The organism is Viscerimonas tarda (assembly GCF_054601255.1).
On sequence record NZ_BAAHWV010000037.1, the window covers coordinates 1 to 25,781 of the forward strand.

17 protein-coding genes and 1 riboswitch are annotated in these 25,781 nt (G+C 43.7%); of the genes, 7 read left to right on the forward strand and 10 right to left on the reverse strand.

The window, feature by feature from the left end; translation table 11 throughout:
- Window positions 1-467: 467 nt before the first annotated feature.
- The 8 genes from ACYPWY_RS13080 to ACYPWY_RS13115 form a co-directional block, all read right to left on the reverse strand.
- Window positions 468-1,946 (reverse strand): MBOAT family O-acyltransferase, encoded by a 1,479-nt coding sequence (locus tag ACYPWY_RS13080; protein ID WP_459685995.1) that lies wholly within the window; start codon window positions 1,944-1,946, stop codon window positions 468-470.
- A gap of 23 nt (window positions 1,947-1,969) precedes the next feature.
- Window positions 1,970-3,382 carry a LysM peptidoglycan-binding domain-containing protein gene (locus ACYPWY_RS13085; RefSeq protein ID WP_459685980.1) on the reverse strand — a complete coding sequence of 471 codons (1,413 nt, stop codon included), beginning with the start codon at window positions 3,380-3,382 and terminating at the stop codon, window positions 1,970-1,972.
- Between the two features lie 22 nt (window positions 3,383-3,404).
- Complete coding sequence (locus ACYPWY_RS13090) at window positions 3,405-4,787, reverse strand: SGNH/GDSL hydrolase family protein (protein ID WP_459685981.1); 1,383 nt, start codon at window positions 4,785-4,787, stop codon at window positions 3,405-3,407.
- Window positions 4,788-5,265: 478 nt separating this feature from the next.
- Window positions 5,266-5,646, reverse strand: coding sequence for a RidA family protein (locus ACYPWY_RS13095; RefSeq protein ID WP_459685982.1), 381 nt, complete (start codon window positions 5,644-5,646; stop codon window positions 5,266-5,268).
- 2 nt (window positions 5,647-5,648) lie between these two features.
- On the reverse strand, window positions 5,649-6,392 hold the full coding sequence (gene rlmB, locus ACYPWY_RS13100; protein ID WP_459685983.1) for a 23S rRNA (guanosine(2251)-2'-O)-methyltransferase RlmB: 744 nt from the start codon (window positions 6,390-6,392) through the stop codon (window positions 5,649-5,651).
- Between the two features lie 102 nt (window positions 6,393-6,494).
- Window positions 6,495-8,156 (reverse strand): DNA repair protein RecN, encoded by a 1,662-nt coding sequence (recN, locus tag ACYPWY_RS13105; protein ID WP_459685984.1) that lies wholly within the window; start codon window positions 8,154-8,156, stop codon window positions 6,495-6,497.
- 80 nt (window positions 8,157-8,236) lie between these two features.
- Window positions 8,237-9,478, reverse strand: a complete 1,242-nt coding sequence (locus tag ACYPWY_RS13110; RefSeq protein WP_459685985.1) for a DNA methyltransferase — start codon at window positions 9,476-9,478, stop codon at window positions 8,237-8,239.
- Window positions 9,475-10,155, reverse strand: coding sequence for an MvaI/BcnI family restriction endonuclease (locus ACYPWY_RS13115; protein ID WP_459685986.1), 681 nt, complete (start codon window positions 10,153-10,155; stop codon window positions 9,475-9,477). Before ACYPWY_RS13115 ends, ACYPWY_RS13110 begins: the two co-directional genes overlap by 4 nt.
- A 344-nt stretch (window positions 10,156-10,499) precedes the next feature.
- Between ACYPWY_RS13115 and ACYPWY_RS13120 the strand changes: the two genes are divergently transcribed.
- The 7 genes from ACYPWY_RS13120 (at window position 10,500) to ACYPWY_RS13150 (ending at window position 20,021) form a co-directional block, all read left to right on the forward strand.
- Window positions 10,500-12,059: an aromatic hydrocarbon degradation protein gene (locus tag ACYPWY_RS13120; protein ID WP_459685987.1), complete on the forward strand. Its 1,560-nt coding sequence runs from the start codon at window positions 10,500-10,502 to the stop codon at window positions 12,057-12,059.
- A gap of 303 nt (window positions 12,060-12,362) precedes the next feature.
- Window positions 12,363-12,654, forward strand: a riboswitch (cobalamin riboswitch).
- 127 nt (window positions 12,655-12,781) lie between these two features.
- Entirely contained in the window at window positions 12,782-14,773 is a 1,992-nt protein-coding gene (locus tag ACYPWY_RS13125; RefSeq protein ID WP_459685988.1) for a TonB-dependent receptor plug domain-containing protein, read from the forward strand.
- 20 nt (window positions 14,774-14,793) lie between these two features.
- On the forward strand, window positions 14,794-15,876 hold the full coding sequence (locus tag ACYPWY_RS13130; RefSeq protein ID WP_459685989.1) for a DUF5074 domain-containing protein: 1,083 nt from the start codon (window positions 14,794-14,796) through the stop codon (window positions 15,874-15,876).
- A gap of 16 nt (window positions 15,877-15,892) precedes the next feature.
- Window positions 15,893-17,023, forward strand: a complete 1,131-nt coding sequence (locus tag ACYPWY_RS13135; protein WP_459685990.1) for an ABC transporter substrate-binding protein — start codon at window positions 15,893-15,895, stop codon at window positions 17,021-17,023.
- Window position 17,024: 1 nt separating this feature from the next.
- A complete protein-coding gene (locus ACYPWY_RS13140) occupies window positions 17,025-18,065 on the forward strand; it encodes an iron chelate uptake ABC transporter family permease subunit (RefSeq protein ID WP_459685991.1) in 1,041 nt (346 codons plus the stop codon).
- A gap of 318 nt (window positions 18,066-18,383) precedes the next feature.
- Window positions 18,384-19,676 carry an ATP-binding protein gene (locus ACYPWY_RS13145; protein WP_459685992.1) on the forward strand — a complete coding sequence of 431 codons (1,293 nt, stop codon included), beginning with the start codon at window positions 18,384-18,386 and terminating at the stop codon, window positions 19,674-19,676.
- 120 nt (window positions 19,677-19,796) lie between these two features.
- A complete protein-coding gene (locus ACYPWY_RS13150) occupies window positions 19,797-20,021 on the forward strand; it encodes a GNAT family N-acetyltransferase (RefSeq protein WP_459685996.1) in 225 nt (74 codons plus the stop codon).
- 140 nt (window positions 20,022-20,161) lie between these two features.
- Here the strand turns inward: ACYPWY_RS13150 and ACYPWY_RS13155 are convergent, their stop codons facing one another.
- Window positions 20,162-21,031: a hypothetical protein gene (locus ACYPWY_RS13155; RefSeq protein ID WP_459685993.1), complete on the reverse strand. Its 870-nt coding sequence runs from the start codon at window positions 21,029-21,031 to the stop codon at window positions 20,162-20,164.
- A 156-nt stretch (window positions 21,032-21,187) separates the two neighbouring features.
- Entirely contained in the window at window positions 21,188-25,669 is a 4,482-nt protein-coding gene (locus ACYPWY_RS13160) for a T9SS type A sorting domain-containing protein (RefSeq protein WP_459685994.1), read from the reverse strand.
- Window positions 25,670-25,781 lie beyond the last annotated feature (112 nt).

A 25,781-nucleotide genomic window follows, 5' to 3' on the forward strand; every position in this document is an offset into this window, starting at 1 on the left:
AAACTCAAATGTTTGACATTAAATAAATTCATCGGGATTGGTATGCCCGATGCTTACAAAGTGAGTTAATTTTACTTGCTACGATAGTGAAGAAAAATACCGGATGGACTGCCGTTGCAACAAAGTCTCTTTTCCCCCTAATATACGGTCTTTTTTTCTCTTAATCACTCAAAATTCTCACTACTCCTTAAATATATAAGACCGGAAAATCCATTTTCGCCTCAATTATAACGCTAAAGAACGGCATAAGATGTTTTGGTGTTTTATACCCTAATATCCATACTTCCCGTATATTATTCTATCTATATGGTATAAGCTTTGTTCGTTATCTATATATTTAAACTGTTAATAATCAGTTATTTTATAATTATACCAGTTTTTCGTTTTATCTGTCCGGTTAGACAGGTGGAAGCTCCATTTCTATTATTCTATCTGTATATAATTAATAAGCGACCTGTAAGCCTCTTTTAAAATTGGAAATAAATAAATGGTTGTGTTCCGCTTGAAGCAGTTGCATATACCATCCAGAAAACAAATCCCAGAAGAATGGCTTTGCCAATGGCGGGTACTTTCTCGAAACCTGACTTGGCTTTGTCCGCCAATTGTTCCGGTAAGAAGTGCAATATGAATCCGATAACGATAAGTAGCATCACATTTTTACAACTTACAATAATCGTCCACCAGTCATTCAAATTAAAATTCAGGTTGCCTATTTGTGCAATGATGCTAGCTGCATCCTTAAAATTAGCTGCCCTGAAAAATATCCAGCAGAAAGCTACAAAATGAAAAGCTGCCAGAATGCATAAAGTACGAATAATGCGTTTGTCGGGCAATTTTATGTATTGTTTCAAAAACCGCTCGATGGCTAAAGCTAAGCCATGTAACCCGCCCCATATCACAAATTTCCAGGCTGCCCCATGCCATAATCCGCCTATAAGCATTGTCAGGAGGAGGTTCAGGTAGGTTCTGAATTTTCCTTTGCGGTTGCCACCCAAGGGTATGTATAAATAATCGCGCAACCAGGTGGACAGGGAAATGTGCCATCGTTTCCAAAATTCGGTCAGGGAGGTCGATTTATAAGGGCTGTTGAAGTTCTGCGGAAGCGTGAAACCCATCAGCAGCGCCAAGCCAATCGCCATGTCGGAATAACCCGAAAAATCGCAATATATCTGCAAGGTGTAGCCATATACGGCCAGCAGGTTCTCTATCGAGGTGTAATTCAAGGGACTATCGAATATTCTATCGACAAAGTTGAGCGATATATAGTCCGATATGATGGCTTTTTTTACCAATCCCGATAAAATCATAAATGTGGCGATGCTGGCATCGTGCTTCGACAGGGATACATCTTGCCTCACTTGCGGCAAAAATGTTTTAGCCCTGACTACCGGACCTGCAACAAGCTGCGGGAAAAAACACAAATAGAACGAGAAGTCGAGAAAGTTTCGGGCCGGTTCTATATCTTTCCGGTACAAATCGATGCTGTAACTGATAGCCTGAAATGTATAAAAAGAAATACCTATCGGCAATATGATATGCTGCAAGGCAAAATTACTGCTGAAAATGGTATTGATGTTGTCGATGCAGAAATCGGTATATTTATAATGCCCCAGTATAAGCAGGTTTATGGTAATAATAAATATCAGGTGAAATTTTCTTTCGGTTTTGTTGGACGACCTGTGCATCAGTCCCGAAAAGAAATAGTTTACTACACAGGACAGTATAAGTAAAATGAAAAATAATCCGCCGGCCTTGTAATAGAAAAACAGCGAGAAAAACAGCAGGTATATCGTCCTGAAATGAATGTGCTTCCGGCTTATTATGTAAATAAGATAGAAAACAGTAAAAAATCCCAGAAAGAGTTCGGAACTGAATAGTAACGGATTAGCAGGGTCGTAAGTAAACCAGGATATACTATCGTCTATTGATATATTAAAATCTTTCAGCCAGGTTAAAAATGTCTCCAATTCTATTTCGTTTTAATGTATTTATCGTATGCGCTCAGAAAATCGGACGAAAAAAGTTCTCCTTGCAGCTTGTATCCTTCTTTTGTGTAATGCACTTTATCTTTGGCCATTAGCGGTGCATAGCTTTTATCTTTGGGGGCGTAAATTCCGCCCATTCGGGCCAATAAATCCCAGATAATGCATCCGTCCATATCGAGCAATGCCTTGCTGTATTCTTCCACAAAGGTATTGAGTTTGTTGCGCCTGAACAAGGATGGGGGAGGGGTCATAATCAGTATCGCTACGTGGTTGTTCTTCTCCCGGATGTTTTTTATCATCAGGGCCATCTGGTATATGTAATCAATGCTTACCCATTTTCCGAAAGATTCGTTTGTCCCCAGGGAAATAATCACCAAATCGGGATTCAGAATAGACAGCTGCTCGAAAAAGATGGGGTATTTATTGTAGTCGGATGTTTTGGAGCCGTTGACCCCAATGGCGTGGTATATGACTCCCGGTTGGTCGTTTTCGAGTACGATACCGCTTAAATTATATACCGGAGATTGATTACCCGGCAACAGGTATATTTTATTTAAAGGATCCGGACTGCTGAATATGGAGACAAAGGGCTTATTATCAATAACTAAAGAGTCGTCTTTGATAATGTGATTTTCGGATACGGGTGTTTGTTTCGGGTATTTTGCAGCTGCTTTACCGGGTATTTTGATATTCTGCCCCGCCCGGATGGTATTTGAGCGCAGGTTGTTGGCTGCTTTTAGCGCGTCAACGCTTATATTGTGCGCTGTGGCTATGCGGTAAAGTGTTTCACCGGCCTTAACCTTGTGATAACCGGCATTTGCTTTGGCAGTAACCGGTTGCTTTTCGGGCTGGAACAAAACGGTTTCGTTTTTGAGAGCTAAAGATAGCTCGAAGCCGGGTTCCTTGGTGGGATATAACACCTTGACCGTGTTAAAGGGATGTGCCTGTCCGGTATTTAATTCGATGTAGAAATTTCGGGTATCGGTATATAGGCCGATACCGCTAAGGCCAATGGTTATGCCGGATATTGGTTTGACGTTCAGGTAATTCTGCCATTGTATATTCGATTGGTATTTTACCTGTTTGGTGCCGTTTGTTTTTGCGAGGGAGTAGGGGAAGGTAAATCCGTATCCTCCATCTCCGAAGCGGGATTGCAAGGCTTGACGGATGACATCGGTGAAAAAATCGGCTTGTATGTGCGAATCTCCGATGTGAACGATGTTGATTTTCTTCCGGCGCCCTGCCTCCAAATCGTGTAGCTTATCGAATACTTTGCCCAATAATTCCCCGTTTTCGAAATGGGAATTCTTCTCTTGTTCCTTTGCGCCGGCCTCGGATAGTTGCAACAGGCAAATGAAGAAGAGTAGAACGAATTGTATGTTTTTTGTTATTCCCATTGGTTGTGTCGGGTGATATAATTTAGTTGATGTTTCCGATTTCTTTCATTCGCTTGTATTTCAGGTAGCCGCTTTCTATTTCTTTGTAAATAAGGGTGGCTACCTTTTTAGAGCCGTTGGCATTAAAATGGGTATAGTCTTTATTGGCCAGCGGCGGTTTCTCTTCATCTACCCATTTCACCATCGAACCGTCTCCACCCATCAGGTTGTAGAGGTTGATGAATGCCGACCCCGATTCTTTGGCATAATGTCGTTGTGTCGATATTAAAGGTATAACGGCCTTATCGGTTTTCATTTCCATCTCTTGTTTGCTCGACTTATCGGCTGAAGAAACAATTATGACGTTCGCATTCCGAAAGCAATTGTTCAGATGTTCGACCACTTTCAACATCTTTTTCTCGTACCACGAGTAGTCGGTAGTTCCGTATCCTAGTACATTTGCTCCGTAGTGTATAATGATCAGGTCGTATTGCAACTTGTTGTCGAAAGATTTCAACAAACTGGTGTTCAGGATGGATAGTGGCAGCCCCGAATTTCCACGCATGGAGTAATTATCGACGTGAACTCCTTTTCCGTCATCGAAATTGACGCCATAGAAAGGAACGGAATAAGCCCGGTGGAATACCAGTTTAATACGCTTCGGATTGGTTGACGACAGGGCAAGGGTGTTCAATGTATCGCTGGGGACAAGCTCCTTCTGCGAAGCGTTTTCGTCTGTTGCCGATACATTGACAAATGCCTGTTCGTTTGTCGATTTTCCATAAAATAATACCGGATTATAGAGGTATTCGCAATGGTTGAGGTCGTTAGCTTTGTATTCGACAAAGGAGGAGGTAGAATCGCTGACAAACGACACTTGCCCGTCGATGCCAAAAGGAGCTCTCGCCTGAGAACCCTTTAAGAACGAGGAGGTTTGCCAGTCTTTGGAATAATGGTGCGAAACAGAATGGCGCGATAAGGCCGAAAGGGATGTTATGCTCACAAAACCAACCCCTTTGCCACCGAATTTATCCTGAAAAAGGCTACGAATATCTTGTACAATAAAATCGCCGTCGGTCATCGAGTCGCTGAAATAGGCGATTCGGATACTTTTCCTCTCCGAGTTTTCCAGCTTGTATAGTTTATCGTAAAAATCCAGCAGGTTGGAATGCCCTTCCATATTGCCGCTTGTCGAAAAATCGACTGCCGGTCTGCTGTCAATGCTATCCTTCCCAATAGAATCGCATTCGGCCATAGCGGTCAAGGCCAGGCTGTCGATTACAATATTGGTCGATTGGAATTCACTTTCGGGGAACAATCTGGCGGGCAGAATTGATTTGAAACAAATAAATACACAAATAGCAGCGAAAAGAATAAATAGTGCAGGATAAAAATAAGAATCATATTTATCTTTGTATCGAATCATAAGTCGGTTATATACAGTACTCTAACCTTAGTTTGTTGGTCTTGATTTTACTATGTGTCTGAAATTAACTGCAAAGCTAATTACTTTCTTTTATTTTCGGTAAAAAATAGGTTTAAAGTTTAGGTATTAAGTTCAAAGTTCAAAGTTTAAGGTTTCAAGTTGTAGGGTCGTGGCGTGCCGCGACCACATTAATGGTCAATGTTGTAATGGTCAATGTTGTGAAAAACGTAGGGGCGTATGCCATACGCCCGATACACGCACTGTCGAGACGTGCAAATGTTACATTATTATGTGTATTTTGAATATTGTGTGCTGGGCGTATGCCATACGCCCCTACGAAAATGCGCTATCCCCCACAATTATTTGCGGAAATCTGTGTAATCCGCGTAATTCGCGTTCTTTGTGTGCTGGGCGGGTCGGATCCTTTTGAGGCAGCCTCTTGGAGGGGCTGAGACTTTAAAGTCCCCCGACGGGGGATTTAGGGGGCTACCGCAATTACTTCTATTTCTACCCTTGCATTTTTTGGAAGCGACTTCGCGGCGAATGCCGAACGTGCCGGAAATGTGCCCTTAAATTGAGAGGCATATACCTCGTTCATCTCCGCAAAATCGGCGATGTCGGCCAACAGAACGGTTGTTTTCACCACATTATCCATACTCAGACCGGCCTCCGACAGAATGGCCTGTATATTCTTAAAAGCTTGCAAGGTTTGTTCTTTTATTCCGCCCGAAGGAAATTCACCTGTCGCCGGATTAATCGGTATTTGTCCCGATACAAACAGCATCCCGTTTGCCTCTATTGCCTGACTGTAGGGGCCAATGGCTGCGGGCGCATTAGTAGATGATATTGCTTTTTTCATATTTATTGCTTTAAATTATTCTGCCTGATAACCTCGTAAATAAGCACCCCTGCCGCCACCGAAACATTGAGGGAGCCGATAGTGCCATATTGCGGAATTTTCACCAGCTCGTCGCAGATGCGCAGGTTTTCGGTTGATACGCCTGTATCTTCGGCGCCCATAACTATTGCCACGGGGCCGGTATAATCAACCTCGGTATAGCTTTGCGATACGCGTTCGGTAGCTGCAACCACCTTCACGCCACTGTCTTTGAGGAATTGGATAGCGTCCTTCAAACTGCTCTCCTTGCACACCGGAATTTTGAGCAATGCTCCTGCCGAGGTCTTCACCGCATCGGCATTCACCGTTACGCTGCCCCGACTGGGGATGACAATTGCATCCACTCCGGCCACCTCGCAAGTGCGGGCAATCGCGCCAAAATTGCGGACATCCGTCAATCCGTCCAGCAGCAAAATAAACGGGCTTTTCCCCTGTTCGTACAAAAACGGTACAATATCCTCCAGTCGTTCGTAAGTAACCGCCGACAAGAAAGCGATAACCCCCTGATGATTTTTAAACGTAAAACGGTTGATACGCTCAACGGGAACCTTCTGCATCGGAATATCGTGCGTTTTCAGCACAGTCGATAGTTCCTTAAACAAATCGCCCTGCAATTCGCGTTTCACTATCACTTTATCTATCTCTTTTCCGGCTTCAACCGCTTCAATCACGGCACGAATACCGAAAATCATTTCTTTTTCTTTCATGTTATGAATTTTTCTCTATTCTGTTACTTTTCTTCTTAAAAGGTTTAACTTTATATAGCCACCTCAGATATATTGCCAACCAAATTATCCAGGCAATTACCATTATTTATCCCCCAGCATCACTTTCGCATTCAAAATAGCGGCATCGGTAATTTCGGATCCGCTTAGCATTTGGGCTAGTTCTTTGATGCGTTCGTCCCTTGTCAGTTCGCGCAGATTGGTTCGCGTACTGCTTTCATCGTCAGTCTTATACACAAAATAGTGGGTGTTGCCTTTTGCTGCAATCTGTGGCAGGTGCGTGATAGCCAATACCTGCATCTGCTTGCCAAAATCCTGCATAATCTGTCCCATTTTATCGGCCACTTCGCCCGAAACGCCCGTATCAACCTCGTCGAAAATAATCGTTGGCAAGGCCGTTGCACCGGCGATCATCGATTTCAGGCAAAGCATTACGCGCGAAATTTCACCGCCCGAAGCCACTTCCGAAATGGGCTGTAAGGGCACATTTTTGTTGGCCGAAAACAGAAACCGGAGGTTATCAAGTCCGGTTGAATCGGGCAGTTCTTTGGCTGTTATTTCGCACCCGAACCGGATATTTGGTATTCCCAGCACTGTAACTTTAGCCGTCAATTGCTCTTCGATGGTTTTGGTCGCCGCTTTCCGTTGCTTACTCAGTTCCTGTCCTGATGCGAGCATGGCTGCCTGCTTCTGTCCGGCTTCTTTTTGCAGCCTGGCGATGGTTTCGTCATACGAATCCAAACTGGCTATTTGAGCTTCCAGTTCGTGGTATATAGTCAACAATTCCGCAATGGAAGAAGCGCGGTGTTTTTGCTGCAGACTGTATATTAAATCCAATCGCGCCCCAATAAAAGCCAGGCGATCGGGGTCGTATTCAACGCTTTCGGCAGAATGTTCTACATCGGGCGACAAATCTTTGAGGTCGAGGTAAGCGCCCTCCAAACGCTGGATAATAGCCTCCGAATCGGGATAAACTTTCGATAAATTGCGGGCGATATTCAAGCTCTCTTTCAGCTGCTGAACCACATTCAAATCGTTGGAAGAAAGCAGGTTATGTATTCCAAACAAAGCCGACTTTATCTCCTCGGCATGATTCAGTATTTCCTGTTCTTTTTCCAGTTCTTCCTGTTCGCCCTCCTCCAATTTGGCCTCCACTAGGGCATTGTACTGAAAACGCAGGTAGTCCTCGTCCTCTTTGCTTTTTTTCGACAGCTCCTGAAGTTCAAATAAAGACTTCTGAGCCGTTTTATATTCTTTGTATGCCGACTGGTATTCTTTCAGCAGGGCTCTTGTTCCGGCCAAAATATCAAGCGCCTGCATCTGAAAGCGGTTATCGCCCAGCAACAGGTTCTTGTGCTGCGAATGAATGTCTATCAGTTGTTCGCCCAACAATTTCAGCTCGGTGAGCGATACGGGCGTGTCGTTGATAAAAGCCCTCGATTTTCCGGTCGATAATATTTCGCGCCGGAGGATATAGGACTGCGCATCGTACTCAATGCCGTTTTCTTCACAAAAAGCATTCAAGTCGTATGCCGAAACATCAAATGTTCCCTCCACAATACATTTCGATTCGCCCACTTTTATAGCCTTCACATCAGCCCGTTGACCCAAAATCAGAGACAAAGCGCCTATAATAATAGATTTACCGGCGCCGGTTTCTCCTGTAATAACAGAAAAACCGGCGCTAAAATCAATCTCCAAAAGATCGATCAGCGCATAGTTTTTTACATATAAGGATTTCAACATAATTATCCGAAACTAAGGTTGTACACTTATTTGATATTTATGTAATTAATTGTAAAACAAATAAATAAACGTACAACCATTTATATTTTCATTGCTTTTTCGCAAACAACAATGTATTCAAATAACATGGTATTTACGGTTTTTCCAGCTTCATTGGTTGGCGAATTTCTGCTGGGCATTGCTTTATTACTCAGCGCTCTTTCGTAGGTAACAATATGTTTAAAACCGTTTTCTTCAAACTTTTCGGCTATAAATTGGTCAGTTGGTAATTGTACATTTTTAACGGTTCTATTTCCAACAACATAAATTGATTTGCCACCTTTTTTGATACTGTTTGCCACCTTTTGTATCGAAGTTCTCAAATCGCCATAAAATGCCGAAACTTCCAATGCTCGCTTAGCATCGACTTTATTTATTTGCGAAATATAGTCAGCAATTACACCTTCTGTTATGTTCTGTTTAGGTTTCGTTCCTCCCATTAGCATGGCATCAATTTTTCGAGCATATTCAATTCCCAACCATTCGTTGGAAAGAGTTGAAAACTGTCCGTATGCAACGGTTGTTCGACTATCTCCATAAGGAGGACTTGTAAGCGCCACATCAAAAAAATCATTCTGTGGTTGAAATGTAGAATATTGAACATTTACACTTACTTCATTGTCCAATTTTGGGAAATAAAAATTTGTGTATAGGAAAACTGTATCTTCTAATTTTTTAAAATAAACGCCCATTACATCGGGATTAAAGTTCAGAATATCCTCCGATTTCATGCGGTATAACTTAAATTCATTATTCCTTGTGTAAGAACACTCTCTAACAGTTTCGGAAAAAGGAATTAAAAAGAAATTTCGAATCTCTTCGCTTTCTATTTTGTCTATAAAGTGTCTGATAATAGTTAAATTATCTATTACTTCTTTTGAAAACCAAAACCCGATATTTGTAATTTGCGGACATTTCAAATTTTTGATATTGTTTTCGTTTTTCAGACATTCAAATACATTACTTCTGAAAATCTGCCGTGTTTCTATAAGTTCATTTATTGAGATTCTTGTAAATTTCACTTTTGAAATCAGTACCGCTAAAGGATTTATATCAAAACCATGCATCTCGGTCAAGCCGCATTCCAAGCCACTTGCAAACGAAGACCCTGAACCACAGTAAGGATCAAGCAATCTCCCTTTTGACACGTTGAGTTCTTGTAGTATATCAATACCGATTTGAGGTAACATGGTTGCAGGGTATTTATGCAAATTCGGATACATAGAAGCATAAGACTGTCCTGCATAATCGTATTTTGTATTTCTTACAACTTGATAGCTCATAAATCCATTATATTATTAAATAGAAATGGCAGTTTATCTTCATATGCTCTGAATCCTGTGCCATGATTTCGTGCCATTGAGCCTTTGTCATGTAATCTCAAATCTACCAAAATATTTTCTGCTTTGAATTGGTCAGCTAATAATTCTGGCGAAGTGCCTTTCATTAGTTGTGCTCTTGAGAAATGAAAATATTCCATACCATCTCTTTCTTCTGTAAATGCAGAAACAAAAAGCAAAGCAGGTATTTTTTGTACAAATCTTTCGGCTAAATCGTGCAATTGCCAAGTGGCAACAATTTCGCCTGAAATATGCCTAACTGAGATTTCCGTTTTTTGTACATCAAGAAAAAGTCCTGCACTATTGGGCTTTAATGACATAGTATAATATAAACCCTGTCGGCCCTCTTTATCAAGGCTCCCATATTTCTTTACGGCCTCTAAAGGTGGCATTTTCCACGCTTTATTGTTGAATGTAAACAAGGTAATCAAAGTATTTTCCTTTGTTCGGTGAGCTTTTAATTCTGCTCCTTCAATATCGGGGTGGGCATCATTATTTTCCTTGATACCTAACATTGTTTCGAGCGTGTAACCAATTCCCGTTGAACCATTTCGCAGGGTTGGCACAAATCCTAGATCTTTGATTTCTTTGAATTTTTTTGTGAATTCTTCAATTCTCATTTATTTATAACTTTTCTTGAACTATTTTACAAAGATAATGATTTATTTTATAAAAGAGTTGAGTTGAAATTATTAACAAGGGAGTATTACGTGGTTAAAACGAAAAGAGTAGAACCGAAAATCCCGGCTCTACCCTTAAAAAACAACCTATTAATAAATACCTGAACCTAAAATATCTTTGTAACCTTATTTTTTAATGTTCTACTTCCTTTGACTGGCATAAAACTAAAAGGTTTAATGGGTTTGCAAATTAATTCTTTGATTTTCATTTTTAAGATATTGGCATATTGGCAAATTGCATATTATTAATATCTTTGTAGGCGAATTCTAAAACTTTTTAATAAATGAAAAAAAGAAAACTGGCGGTAATTGTTGCCGCGTTGAATGCTTCTCTGGCTTTTGCCGGCGGTCTGTTGACAAACACCAATCAAAGTGTACATTTTTTGCGTAATCCGGCTAGAGACGCATCAACCGAAATTGATGCCGTTTATACCAATCCGGCAGCTTTGGTAAAGCTGGGAGACGGATTCCATTTTTCGATAACTAATCAAAGCGCATTTCAAACCCGTACCATTAACTCCACTTTTGCACCTTTTCAAGCTTCCGGCCTGAGTGAGACCAAAGAATTTGAAGGTAAGGCATCTGTGCCGGTTATACCGAGCGCCATGGGAGTTTATCGCGTGGGCGACTGGGCGATTTCGGGAAGTTTTGCTATTGCAGGTGGTGGCGGTAAAGCTACATTCGACAGGGGTTTACCTTCGTTTGATGCACAGATAAGAGCTGTGCCTGCGGGCTTAAACGCAAATGGCATACCAACCAGCCAATATTCGGTAAACCAATATATGGAAGGTTCTTCTATTATATTTGGCGCACAATTGGGCGGAACCTACAAGATAAACGAACTATTTTCGGCTTATGCAGGTTTTCGCCTGAATATTGTGAACAATGGTTATAAAGGTCATTTGAAAGATGTACGGGTGAATCCAACACATCCGCTTCTCAATCCTACCGGAAACTCGATGCTGGCAACCGATTTTTTTAATGGTGCAGCTGATTTGGCTCAGGGAACGGCAGGTCAGTTAGATCCGCTTATTGCAGCAGGTGCAGGAAGTTATACGCTCGGACAGTTGGTGGCAGCGGGTATGTTGCCTCAAGCTACAGCCAATCAATTGGGCGCAGGCTTAGGTCTTGACCCGTCCGTGTACAACAACCTGTCGGTGGACGCTGTTAGAGGCAGTTATATTACTATGTCGGGCGCTTACCGGAATAATGCAGAAGCCGTAGCCGATAAATACCTCGATTGCACCCAATCGGGCTGGGGTGTTGCTCCGATAATAGGTTTTAACTTCAACTATCAGGACAAATTGAATATCGGGGTAAAATATGAGTTTAAAACTGCGCTCAATGTCGAAAATAAAACAAAACGGGATGATACCGGCATGTTTACCGATGGTGTAAACACACCGCACGATATTCCGGCTTATTTATCTGTCGGCGCATCCTACAAAATCCTTCCGCAACTAACAGCCAGCGTAGGTTATCACCATTTCTTCGATTCGGATGCTAAAATGGCCGGAGACAAGCAAAAAGACGCCGGTTCGACCAACGAATACCTGGCCGGTGTTGAATACCAGATAAACAAGTTGTTCCTTGTCAGTGCAGGGGGGCAAATCACCAAATACGGTGTTGGCGACGCTTACCAGCGGGATTTGAGTTTCTCCTGCGATTCGTATTCTATCGGTCTTGGCGGAGCAGCCAATGTTTCGCCAACAGTCAGAATTAACCTGGGCTATTTCTGGACAAACTATTCCGATTATACCAAAGAACCCGGTGGAGGAACTACAAAAGACGTATTCTCGCGCACTAATAAAGTATTTGGAGCAGGCGTAGATTTTTCGTTCTGAAAAACAGACTATTAGTCTAAACAATAAAAATGTGGAGACGCCCAATTTGGGCGTCTCTGTGTGTTTTTATGTCCGCGCCAGCAAGAAAATGGTCGCGGCATGCCACGACCCTACATTATTCATATTATTTCCGCAGGGCAAATACATGAAAAATTTTAGTACTACTGTTACGAATGAGATTCCTCCTTTTGGTCGGAATCTCCTACTCATATCAGCAACTTTACCGAAAGGCATAAGCAGTAAAATTTTTCATGCATTTGCCCTAATTATTCCCGTCATTCCATTGAAATTATTAATTTTTTACCTACCTTTGCAGCGCTTTGTTCCGATGGATAATTCTATCCCGGGATTAAAAGGGAATCAGGTGTAAATCCTGAACAGACCCGCTGCTGTAAGCTCTACTTTAATTCAGAATTGAGAATTCAGAATTAAAAACATTGTTGCACAATACTCAAATCCACTGAGGATAGTGGAGAATGGAGACCGAGATACAGAGAATGAAAATTCTCAACTCTCAACTCTCAATTCTCAATTCCTTGGGAAGGCGTGCAAAATGAGAGTAAGTCAGAAGACCTGCAAGGCGAATATTATTCTGATGGCTTTCGAGGAAAAGGCTAAAGAGCGGTTTTTTATAACAATTTTCGTCCATTTTTTTTGAACTAGTTGTAAGAATGCGTTTCTGATTCTCTGTTCCCCCGTGGCAGCCGGAATAATTTGGTTTTATGACGAAATTGTTTAACGGAATGCAGAAATTGTTGATTTTTATGGCGCTTGTTTGGATAGCGACCGGATTGTATGCACAGTCCGATTCTATTCCTGTGCAATCTATTCAGGCCGTGGAAGTAAGGGCTACTGTGAAAACGGCTGCAACAAAAGCCGTAACTCCGGTGCAAGCAATCAACAACGAGGCTATTTACAGCATGGGCATACAATCGGTCTCCGATGCTGTGCGGCGGTTTTCGGGCGTGGTGGTAAAAGATTATGGCGGCATAGGCGGCATGAAAACCGTTTCGTTGCGCGGAATGGGCGCACAACATACAGCAGTGAGCTACGATGGAATGACATTCGGCAATGCGCAATCGGGCATCATCGACATCGGACGCTTTTCGCTGGATAACATTTCGGAAATAACGCTCAGCATCGGGCAACCCGACAATATATTTCAGACAGCGCGCGTGTTTGCTTCGGCAGGCGTAGTGAGTATAGAAACTGCCGCTCCCGATTTCGCCAATCGACCCTACAGGGGAGGCGCTTCGGTAAAAGCCGGTTCTTTCGGATATTTCAGTCCGTCCTTGTATTATGCGCATAAAATCAACAACAAGTTTTCGGTTTTGGGACATGTGAATTGGGAACGTACCGATGGCAAGTACCCGTTCGAGATACAGAATGTGCAGACAAGCCTGTTGGGGAAACGGATAAATTCGGATGTACAGCTCTTTCGCGCCGAGCTGAATTTGTACGGCAATATGAACGAGGCGGGACAACTGAAACTGAAACTGAATTATGCCGATTCGGAAAAAGGTATTCCGGGCGCCGTCATCATCGAAAATGACTACCATCGCGACCGCCTGCAAAATCGCGATTTCTTTCTACAAGCACACTATAAAAACAGCTTGAGCCGAAAACTATCGCTACAAGCGAATCTGAAATTTAGCCGCACCTACTACAAATATAGGGAGGCGCAATACAGCCGTACAGACAGTATCGTACAATTTGAATACTATGCTTCGGCAGGAATATTATACAACCCTGTTCAGTATTTGTCGGCCTCTTTGACGGAAGATGTCGCCTGTAATCTGCTGAAAAACAACTTTATAGATTCGTCCGAACCTCGCCGGCTAAATTCGCAGAGCTTGCTGGCTATCCAATTCAAGAATGCTCAATTAACGTTGACGGGCAGTTTACTGGCCAGTTATATCACCGAAAAAACGAGGGTGGGGAAGTCGGCAGAAGACAAGCATAAAATAACGCCTTTTGCCGGGTTTACCTATCGTCCTTTGAGCGTAACCGATTTGCGCTTGCGGGCATTTTACAAAAAGATATTCCGAATACCGACTCTTGACGATTTATACTACCGCCGTTGGGGAAATTACGACCTCCAACCCGAATACACTACACAATACAATATAGGTATTACGTGGTCGGGCGTTGTTTCCCGTGTGTTCGACTTTGTATCTGTTTCGGCAGATGGATACCGTAACAGGGTGGACAATAAGATTGTGCCCTTCTTTAGCGGGCCGATATTTATTATGCGTAATTATGGCAAGGTGAAAATCACCGGTTTGGATGTTAATGCGAAGATAGAGGCAAGTGTATCGAAAGACGTGTCGTTTCAATTATGGGGAACGTATGGTTATCAGAAGGTGATTGATGTAACAGACCGGACTAATCCCAAAAGCTATAAACACCAGTTGCCCTATACGCCGCGGCATTTCGGCTCGTTTGCCCTGAATTGTAACAATCCCTGCTTGAATATTTCCTATACGGCGGTTATATCCGGTATGCAATATTGGCAAAATCAGAACAAACCCGAGAATGAACTGGCGGCTTATTCCGACCATACCGTATCGTTGAACAAAGCATTTCGTTTTGGCGACAAGGCGCTAAAAATACAATTTAATATGCTGAATATCTGGAATAAAAACTACCAGATTGTTCACTATTATCCCATGCCTCGCCGCTCGTTCATGCTATCGGCCAATTTGAATTTCTAACTTAAACAACTAAAATAATTATGAAGACTAAAAATTTATTATTAGCATTTTTTACAGCAGCGTTTGTTGCCGTTTCTTTCTCGTCCTGCAATGACGATGATGTCTCAGGAAATACAAATCAGGGTATTCCTCAATCACCGCGTAGTCTTACGGCATACAATGGCAAAGTGTATGTAAGCTATTTCGATGGCTATCTGGCCCGGATTGATACGGCCAGGTTAACTGTTGATGCTCAGGTGAAAGTCGGACGCTGTCCCGAATATGTGCGTGTGGCGAATAACAAGCTATATGTGGCCAATTCGGGTGGATTGGATTTTAATAACGAATTGGGCTATGATAAAACCGTTTCGGTTATTGACCCTGTATCGTTCACCAGAATAAAAGACATTGAGGTGGCGCTCAATCCCGATAAACTGGCCGTAGATAGCAAAGGAAATGTATATGTTATCTCGAATGGTAACTATGGCGATGTGCAGAGCGCGCTTCAGAAAATAGACGCTGCAACCGGCGAAGTGAAAAAACTGGGGCTGAGCGCTTCGTATATGACTATTTATAACGATAAACTGTATCTGATTGATTCGCAGTATGATGAAAATTGGAATACGATAAATACATTTTTGGTATATGATACAAAAACCGAAAGCCTGATAACCGACAGTTTTGTAACCGACGGCACGGAAGTGAGCAATCCCTATTCAATCAGTGTCAATCCGTCAAACGGAGACGTGTATATCGGCTCATCGGACTATGTAACAGATGGCGATATGTACATTTTTAATCAGGATGGACAGCTCATCAAAAAATTCGATACCAAAGGCTTGAATCCGATAGGCGCCTATTCTCAACTTTCGGGAAAAGGAATGTATATCCTGAACAGTGGAAATATCAATAGTAACGATGCTAATCTGGCATTCTTCAATTTTCAGAGCGATGCCGTTGAATATGATGTGTATGCCACACAAAATGGTCGTGGCATGGGCGATACTGCTCAGGATTTGCTTGTTTACGGGTCGAAAGTGTATGTAGCGATGTCCGGTTCGGCTTTGATATATGTTTTGGACAAACAAGGCAAGGAAATCTCGGTTATCCGGTCAGCCAGATAAGATCGTAAAAAAACGCATGAAAATAAAAATTCTACTTCTTGCATTAGTCTTTCTGTCTTTATACTCCTGTCGCAATGGCGGGGAGAAGAGGGCGGACGCCACTGCTTTGGAGCGCTGCGATATAAAGTATGCAAAAGGATTCGATATAAAAAAACAGGCCGGTTATGTAGAAGTAACGGTCTATAATCCTTGGGATTCGACCAGCATTTTGCAAAAATATATTCTGGTGGAGAAAGATAAAGACTTGCCGCCGGAATTGCCCGAAGGCCGGTTGATACGGACGCCCTTGGAAAATATTGCCGTCTTCTCTACCGTTCATTGTGCTGTGTTGCAAGAGCTTGGCATCCTGAACATTATATCAGGCGTATGCGAACCACAATACATTAATGTGGATTACATAGCAAAAGGAGTTGCCGATGGTTCGATTGCCGATTTGGGACAGGCAAGCAGTCCGAATATCGAAAAAATAATCATGATAGACCCCGAAGTAATTATGGTATCGCCGATACAGGGAATGGCTTACGGAGCAATTGATAAAACTGGAGTTCCACTCATCGAAACGCCCGATTACATGGAATCTACCCCCTTGGGACGCACGGAATGGATTAAGTTTTATTCGGCCTTCCTGGGCAAGGAGCAACAGGCCGATTCGTTATTTGCCGACATCGAACACCGGTACAACGAAATAAAAACGCAGGTGGAACAAACAACCGGTCGCCCAACGGTATTTAACGATGTGAAGTATGGAAATATGTGGTATGTTCCGGGGGGAAAAAGTTACATGGCCAACCTGCTGAAAGATGCGGGAGCCTGCTACCTGTGGGCCGATGACGAGGCTACCGGTTCGGTGATGTATTCGTACGAGGCCATTCTCGACAAGGCCGAAGATACCCAATTCTGGCTGATAAAATACAACAATCGGGGGCCCGATATGACCTATAAAAGTCTGGAAAAAGAATTTAAACCCTATTCGTATTTCGACGCTTTCCGAAACCGGAATGTATATGGTTGCAACACCGGCAAAGTACCCTATTACGAAGATTTGCCGATTCATCCCGAATATGTGTTGCAGGATATGGTCGCTGTTTTTCATCCCGCCCTGTTCCCCGGTTATGAACCGAGATATTTTAAAAAACTGGAAGAATAGGATGCCATCCGAAAAGCGGTATATCAAGCTATATGTTTTCCTTGTACTGGGAATAATTCTGCTGTTCATGACGAATCTTTTTTTCGGTGCAGTAGAAATCCCCGTGCAGGTTATTCTCGATATTCTGATGGGTAACACCCCCGAGCGAAAAGCCTGGGGGCATATTGTCCTCGAATCGCGTTTGCCGCAAGCCATTACAGCCTTGTTTGCCGGTGGCGGAATTGCCGTATCAGGCCTGCTTTTGCAAACAGCCTTCCGAAATCCGCTGGCCGATGCCGGTATTCTGGGTATCAGCGCGGGAGCCAGCTTGGGCGTTGCGCTGGTCATCTTGTTTTTCGGCGGATTCATTGGCGGAATATCTACTTTCAACCTGTCGTCATCCATGCTTGTTGTTGTTGGCGCTTTTGTGGGCGCGGCGCTCATACTCGCTGTTATAATGGGCTTTGCATCCGTTGTCCGAAACAATATTATGCTGCTTATTATTGGCATTATGGTCGGTTACCTCACCTCATCCCTCATTTCGCTGCTGAAATATTGGAGTACCAGCGAGCATGTTTTTTCGTACATGCTGTGGGGGATGGGCGATTTTTCAGGCGTACCGGTTGCCCAGCTTCCATTTTTCAGCAGCGTTGTTTCAATCGGCTTAATCATGTCGGTTTTGTTGATAAAACCCCTGAATGCCTTGCTGTTGGGCGAACGGTATGCCAGCAATCTGGGGGTGAAAGTAAAAACCATTCGCTTGGCCTTGCTGTTTTGTGCCGGATTGCTGACAGCCATTACTACCGCCTATTGCGGCCCCATTTCTTTTATTGGCCTGGCCGTTCCACACATCGCACGCCTGCTGCTAGGCACCTCCGACCACAAGCTATTATTGCCGGTTACCATTCTGACAGGTTCGTGCATCGCCCTGCTGTGCAACCTGATTAGCGTATTACCCATCTTTGCCGGTGTAATTCCGCTGAACGCCATCACCCCGGTATTCGGCGCCCCAGTCATCATCTACGTCATTGTTAACCAGAAGAGGATACAGTATTTTAATTGAGAATTGAGAGTTGAGAATTAAATATGTAGAGACGTGGCGCGCCACGTCTCCAGGGTAAACGCATGAAAAAAGTCCGAATAAGCTAAGGCTGAAAGCCTTTAATAACCCAGCCCAACGCAGCGCATTGGGTTAAGGTCAGACATCCGTGGTCGGATCAGTAAGCCCAGCATAGAGATATGTTATAGATTTTCTCGGGTTATTTGTTTTTATGTCGGGAAAAGTGTATATTTGTAACACTTTTATGTCGATAAAAGTGTAATAGCGTAACACTTTTATGTCGATAAAAGTGTATTCAATAACAATTATATATTTATAAAAATGTATAGATTAAGAATTAAAGAGCTGATAAATTGGAAATTAGATAAGCAAAGAAAACCATTGATTGTTCAAGGTGCGCGTCAGGTTGGGAAAACCTGGCTAATCAAGGAATTGGGGAAAACCGAATTTCAACAAACGGTTTATGTCAATTTTGAGAAAGAAATACGTTTGCAAGCTTTGTTTTTGCAAGACCTTAATCCCAAACGTATAATTACTACTTTGGAGGCTTTTTTCTCCACCAAAATTGAACCTGAAAATACGCTGATTATATTCGATGAAATTCAATCTGCACCTAAAGGGCTTACTGCGCTGAAATATTTTTGTGAAGATGCGCCTGAATATTACCTTGTTGCTTCCGATTCGCTACTTGGTATGAATTTACATAACAAAGTTTCGTTTCCGGTTGGCAAAGTGAATTTCTTATACCTGTTCCCACTAAATTTCTACGAATTTCTGCTTGCAATTGATGAAACAGGTTTGGCTGGAATTTTAGAGAAAAAGCAGTGGGACATATTGCCTGTTTTTACCGAAAAACTGAAGGATAATTTACGTTGCTACTTTTATACAGGCGGGATGCCGGAAGTCGTAAATGATTTTGTTATCAATCGTAACTGGAGTAATGTTAGGGGAATACAGGAAGATATTATTACTACTTACGAAAATGACTTTTCCAAACACGCCCCTTATGAAATTGTTCCACGACTGAATATGGTTTGGAACAGTATTCCGGCTCAATTGGATAAGGAAAACAAAAAATTCGTTTATGGCGTAATGAAAGAAGGTGCAAGAGCAAAAGATTTTGAGTTGGCGATACAATGGTTGGTTGATTCAGGTATTTTACTGAAAACTTTCAGAATATCAAAACCCAATATGCCGCTTATTGCATATCAGGATTTATCGGCTTTCAAGCTGTTTTTTAATGATATAGGATTGCTTGTGGCAAAATCAGGATTAGACCTGAAAACAATTATCAGTGGCAATTCGCTTTTTACCGAATTTAAGGGAGCATTGACCGAACAATTTGTAATGCAACAACTTTGCGCAGCTAAAATGGATTATATCGGCTATTGGACAAATGAAAACAGTTCCGCTGAAGTTGATTTTGTAATTCAACACGATAACGAAATTATACCCATAGAAGTAAAGGCGGAAGAAAATACCAAAGCCAAAAGTTTCAAATTCTTTTGTGAAAAATACAAGCCGCAAACAGCCATTCGTACTTCCCTGTCCGATTTCAGGCAAGAATCGTGGATGACAAATGTGCCACTCTACATTATCGGCAACTATTTATGATAAACTGTTGGCAATGGAGCAAAGGGCTACTGCAAATTTGAGCCTTTCTCTACATAATTGTAAAAATGCCCGAAAAAGCTTACATATATGTAGGATTCATTTATCCGTATCATTGTCCTGCTGGCCGAAACAGTCGGTGTTTATGCAGGAATGCTGGTCGCTTTTGAGAACTTTTCTACCTTCACGGTGAGGCCGGTGATTAACATACACGACTTGATTGTATTGAAGGATTACAGAAGTTTGGGTGTCGGGCGGAGCTTGATGGAGGCCATTACAGCTGTCTGGGCTAAACAAACTCAAGGAACCACCTTCCCAGGCAATCCCTTGACATATTCCATATTTTAATATCCAATTAAATTAGGCTGATTTCTCTTAGCGCTTGCACGCCAGGATATTTATATGGAAAGCCCCCCCACCCCCCGCAGGGGGGAAGCCCCTCCAAACCTCCCCGTAGGGGAGGCTTCAAAAGTCCCCCTGCGGGGGATTTAGGGGGCTGGAGTTTGGAGGGGCTTTTTTGTGTATTCTACACTTCCATCATCATACACCGTCCGCTTGATTAACAGGCCTTTGGCGGTTGCTTTTGCCGGCTTGCCTGTCAGGTCGATGAATGAGGAGGATATTTCTGTTTTTTCTGCCGTTGCTGCTTCTTCCACCCCTGTTGAGGTGTCTGTTAAATAGATTTTTATACCGTAGATGTTGGGGGCATCGGTTGCATTGGGGGTACTTTGACCGCCGAAAGTGAAAGAGCCTGATTTCCAGTATAAACGGATAACCTTCAGTTGTTTGCCAAAATCGGTTATCGGTGTAACGGCTCCTCCAACTGCATATGCTACCTGATAGGCTGTTTCGGGTACCAAAAAGACGGGAACCGAACAGGCATTGCTCGGATTGGACGGGAAACTCAACATCTTTGGAACGTTTGCATCGGTTGCATCGAGAACGTCGGGAAACGGCAAATTCTGATTAAACAGGTTGTCGGGAAAGGTTGTTCCATCCAAACTAATGGCCACTACGGGATAACTAATTGCTCTTCCTTGTTGCGATGCACCCGAGAACTCCACTTTTTCGATGGCGTAGGCGCCGGCATTGACTATGTCAACGTAACCTCCACTGCTCAGGCTCAGGGCATTGAATGCACCGTTGATATCCAGGCAGCTGACTGTTAAGCTCTGTGAGGCGAGGCTCCCACCGGCGGAGGTGGTTACGGTGATGCCGTTACTTACACTACTGTACAAGTTTCCGGTTGCTGATGAGAAGTTTTTAAGCACAATGGCCGGGTCGCCTTGAGCGGTTGCAGCTAAACTGCCGACTAGTAGCACGGATGCTAACATGAATTTTTTGTAATTCTTTTTCATAATGATATATATATATTTTAATTAGTAAATTAGCGAATATCGCAGGGGCGCTCCCAGCCCCCTAAATCCCCCGTAGGGGGACTTTTGAAGCCTCCCCCACGGGGAGGTTTGGAGGGGCTTCCCCCCTACGGGGGGGGCTGTTGGGGGGGCTGTTGGTTATTTTATTATTTTTTTACTAACCGTCTTCCCTCCAGCATAAACCTTCACAATAACCAAATTATCACCGCCGATCGTTGCGTTTAGCGAATGATTGTTGGGTTTGGCCGAGTAGATGATTTGGCCTTGCACGTTATATACATACACTTCGTCTATAACTTCCTGCGATTCAATATGTAACAGCTTGTCTTTGACGCTTATTACTATTGTTTCGTCGTCGCTTTGAGTTTCGGCTATGGCTGTTTCTACTTTTACTATTTTTAGCGAGAAACGGTTATCTATAAACAGGTTTTCGTCTAGCGTCAGGTTATCGAAGGTGTACATCGACTGTGTTGTCAGGTCGTAATCTTTTCCGGTGGCGGCATCGTGCAGATAGGCTTTGTTGTTCTCTGCCAACAAGTTCGTTAAGTTACCTACATTGATGGTTATTTTATCCGTCAATGGGGTTCTGAAGCCTAATGGAATGGTTCCTCCATTTTTGATATACTCGTAAGGCAAGGCGTTCAGGTTGAGGCGTTGACCGTCTCCTGAGAACGAGAATCCGCTGATTGGGCGCACATCTCCGTTGGCTACGAAGAGCGACATCACGTCCTCGCCATTGGTGTAGGTGGCCGAATAGTGATCGCCAAACTTGAGGCGGGTTACCGAGCGAGCGCCTGCTTGTGTTACCGTAACCGGAACTTCCAATTTTGAACTGCTTCCACCGGACAGTCCGCTCCTGAGCGTACGTCCCGGGTGGTTGACCGTCATGTTTCCGTTGGCTACCAGCGTGTTGTTGGGGAATACCCCTTTGGCTTTCACTATAAAGGCTTGCATGGGCGCTATATAGGGGTCTGTTGTGCTGGAGCCGGATATGTATGAGCCATTGGACAATATTTGATACTCATCATAGATATAAGTCGAATTGGCATTATAGAACTCCAGGAAACTGAGGTGTGCCATAAATGGATTGCCTATCATTACCAGTTCGTTGGCAGCGCCTGACTTGGCGGTCAGACCGAAATCGGCGCCGGGGGCAGGGATTGCCGAGTTGTTTTCAAAGATAAAGCGATTGGCGTATGTTCTGTCCAAACCGCTGTAAACAGGGTAATCGGGACTTACGTTGGTGGCGCCTTCGTAATATACTTTGTATTCCGTATCCTTTTTGGGGAACGCGAAGGTATCCAATCGGGCCTTGTCGTCGTTTGCACTTGCCCAGATTCCCAGGGCTTGTCCCCGTTTGAAGGTTACGTCCGGTTCGGTGATTAACCAGTTCCATTTGGGCGCATTGATATACTGGGCGTACGGACCCGACGACGAGTTATTTTCGCCCCAAATCTTGATATAGGACGTGATTGGGTCGAGCGCCGGTATCGGGTTTTTGACGTAAAGGTCGCCGATATAGAAGTTTTGCAAGGGTGGTGCAAACATGTACCAGCGATGCGCATAGAGTTCGGCTTCTATAAATGCCTTGTTATACGTCAACAAATCGGGTCGTTTTACCTCGCCGCCGAATTGGAAATAAATGCTGTCGGCCGTTGGCGAGCTAAAGGGCGGATAGGGCAAATCGCTTGTGTTTGACGGTGTTAAATCGGGGTAACCGAAGGTAGTATTTCCTTTGGGGATATACACATTGGTACAAGCTTGTGGAATATTGGCCATCGGATACAAGCTGCTTGCCGGATTGTGCCAGTTGTCGGCATCGTGCCAGTCGCCTGCATTTCCGTTGTTGTTCCACACCAAACTGTCGGGTGCGCGGTAGATAAACACACTGTCCATGGTAGTTGAAACTACATTACTGGTACCTTTGTACATGGCTTGCACCAGCAGATACTCCCTCGGTGTGGCATCCTTAAGCGGGTGGGTATAGGTGTCGTACGGGTTGCTGGGGTTTATGGGGGTGTAGTCCGATTTGTACCAATACACATCGAAAGTTCCTGCCGGATTGACGGTTACCGATCCGCTGCTACCTTCACAGATGATAGCCATACCGTCGAGGACATTGAAACCCAGCGTCCGGTTATTGTGGCCTGAGTGGCATTCTACCATGCCGCTGTAAACGGGCGTTTCGTCCGGCGCTGATGACAGGTTCATTGTGAGAGCATAGCCCAGGAAACTGGGGTCGGTCGGTATATCGATTGCCTCTATTTCGAACAACACATCCAACATGGCATTGGGGGGCAGACCCGAGGGATTGGGAACAACGTAGGGAGTCGAACCAACCGCTGTGTAATTTTGCGGAAGGGCATCATCAAACCAATACAATTGGAAATTGATGGGGCCTTCGAATGGTATTCCGCCAATATTTTGGATTTTTACATCCACCTTTAGTTTGCCGGTTATGGGATCGGTATAGATTTTTCGGGGTGCGCCCGATTTAAAGACCAGGTCGGCGCCTTCGGCTGTCATCGTTCCTTCGGTATTGAGCATGGTTGCCTGCTGCAAAAAGTTATTGAAGGGGCGTGATACTACGCCACCATCTGCTGCAAATTTGGCTGCGGGGCTAAGGGGATGGTCAGGGATAGTGAGATCCTCATTCACCCAAAGCGGGTTGTAGGCTATCTGATTCCATACCGAACGGGCAGGCGCCCAAACGCCTGTGGGTGGGCCGTAGGCACGTAATTCTCCACGAAAACCACCACTAGTCTCTGCGGTTGCCAGTATTTCGGCATTTCCATCACCTGTAATATCTGCTACTATGGGGTATTCGTTGATAGTTGAAGATCTTACACCTGAGAAAGTATATAATACCCTGGTTCCTGCGGTAGGATCGGTATTTAGCGGATCACCTTGAAGGATAAGAGTGCTACCATCATCGGCATATTCCCGCCCATCAATAATACGCAAGGTAGTTTCGTCCCGGTATATTAATTGCGCTGTTCCGCTTTGTCGGAAATCGAATAAGGACAAGGTAGTAGCTGCGGAAGTATCCGTTGTAGGGAGATTCCACATCAAGTTTAACAATCCGGTTGTTAAATCTAATTTATAAGCATTTATTATACAATAAGCTGTCATTGCTATTTCGGGGTATCCGTCTCCATCCAGATCTCCTACAAAAGGTTGGGAAGAAACATTTCTGTTGGGAATACTAATAACATCGTTTGTGTGCATAATTGCTCCTGTACGTGGATTATAAATATAAACCGATGAACTCGCAGGTGAAAGAACTTTTCCTGTAACCACTACATCCAGTTTTCCATCCAGGTCGAAATCAGCCAGCGCTGTACCTCCGTCAACAATGTATGGTCTTGCTCTGTCGGCGCGTTGCCACAGCGTAAAGGTATTGGGCGAAACGGGTGTATAGTCGTTATTGTAGTCGGTGATGCTTACTTTATATACACAATCACCCCCAACCAATTCCATTGTGCCGTCGCCATCTACATCTCCGGCAACTAAAGTTGCCTGGTAACCTATATGATTAGACCCACCTTGATGTCCAAAGATACCTAAAGAATAATTATAGCCATCGAGAGCCACAGCGCTAGGCGTAATTGGCTGAGGAGTTTGGTCGCCATCTATCAATAGCGTACCGGTTTCGGCATCGTATATTCTGTTGCAAACAACTACCTGTTTATGGCCGTCTCCCATCAAATCGACAAGCAGAGGACTGGGATTTCTAAAAAGAGTTGTAGAAGAGTATTGTTTTCTCCATTCCTCAACAAAACCTGTCCCCGGAGTATATTTGTATCGCAATAACAAAGGGGGGATTCCTGTAGCAGCATCATTGGCCGTACCTGTGAAAGCCACGAATAATGATCCGCATCCGTCCGCATCATCCGAAAGACTGGCTATGGCAAAATTTCCATAGGCATACGAGACTTGCTCTCCGGGTAAAGGTATTTCGTAATCCAAATCGAGGCGGTGCGTACGGGCAATCTCATCGTAATTGTATTCAAAAACAAGTATTTTGTCAATAGCGCCCGAGTGCGCTCCCGTACCAAGTACAGTACTCATATTCGCATTATATACAAAGATTTCGGCCTTTCCGTCATTATCTATATCTCCTGTAAGAATATTGGAAACCCCACTAACATAATTATCAGGCGCTCCGGTAGTGGTTCTTACCAATTCAGCTATTCCCCAAGGTATTGGCGTTGGCTTCACAAAACAGTCGGCAGAGGAAATCACATCCGGGCTATCGGCAATATAAAGATAGGCTTTGGCAGTAACCGGGGAGGGGTTGGACGGGCATTTTATGGAATACACCAGCGAATCCACGCCTGAACTCACGCCCGACCTATACCTGATGGTATGCGTAGCAGCATCAAAAACCGCCGCAGACCCCGATTTGGAGGGGAGAGTAACAATCTGCACATCCAGGAAACTCAGTTCGCAGTCGTCGCCATAAAAGTCATTGGTCAGCACATCCAGGTATGAGTTAGTATAAGGGGCATCCGGTGTTATAAAAAACACGTCGGGGTTAGCAATAATATCTGCACGCAAGCTTTGTGCAGTAAACAAGCAGCCCAGCAGGGCAACAAGTAAAAGTTTATATTTTCTCATTTTTCCTAGTTTTAAAGAATGAATAAGCAAAAAGCAATAAGCTCATCGAGAGCACAATAGTGTAGTCAACAGCAGCCACCGGCAGCCATGTTTCCTTGTTGCCGTTCCCCTT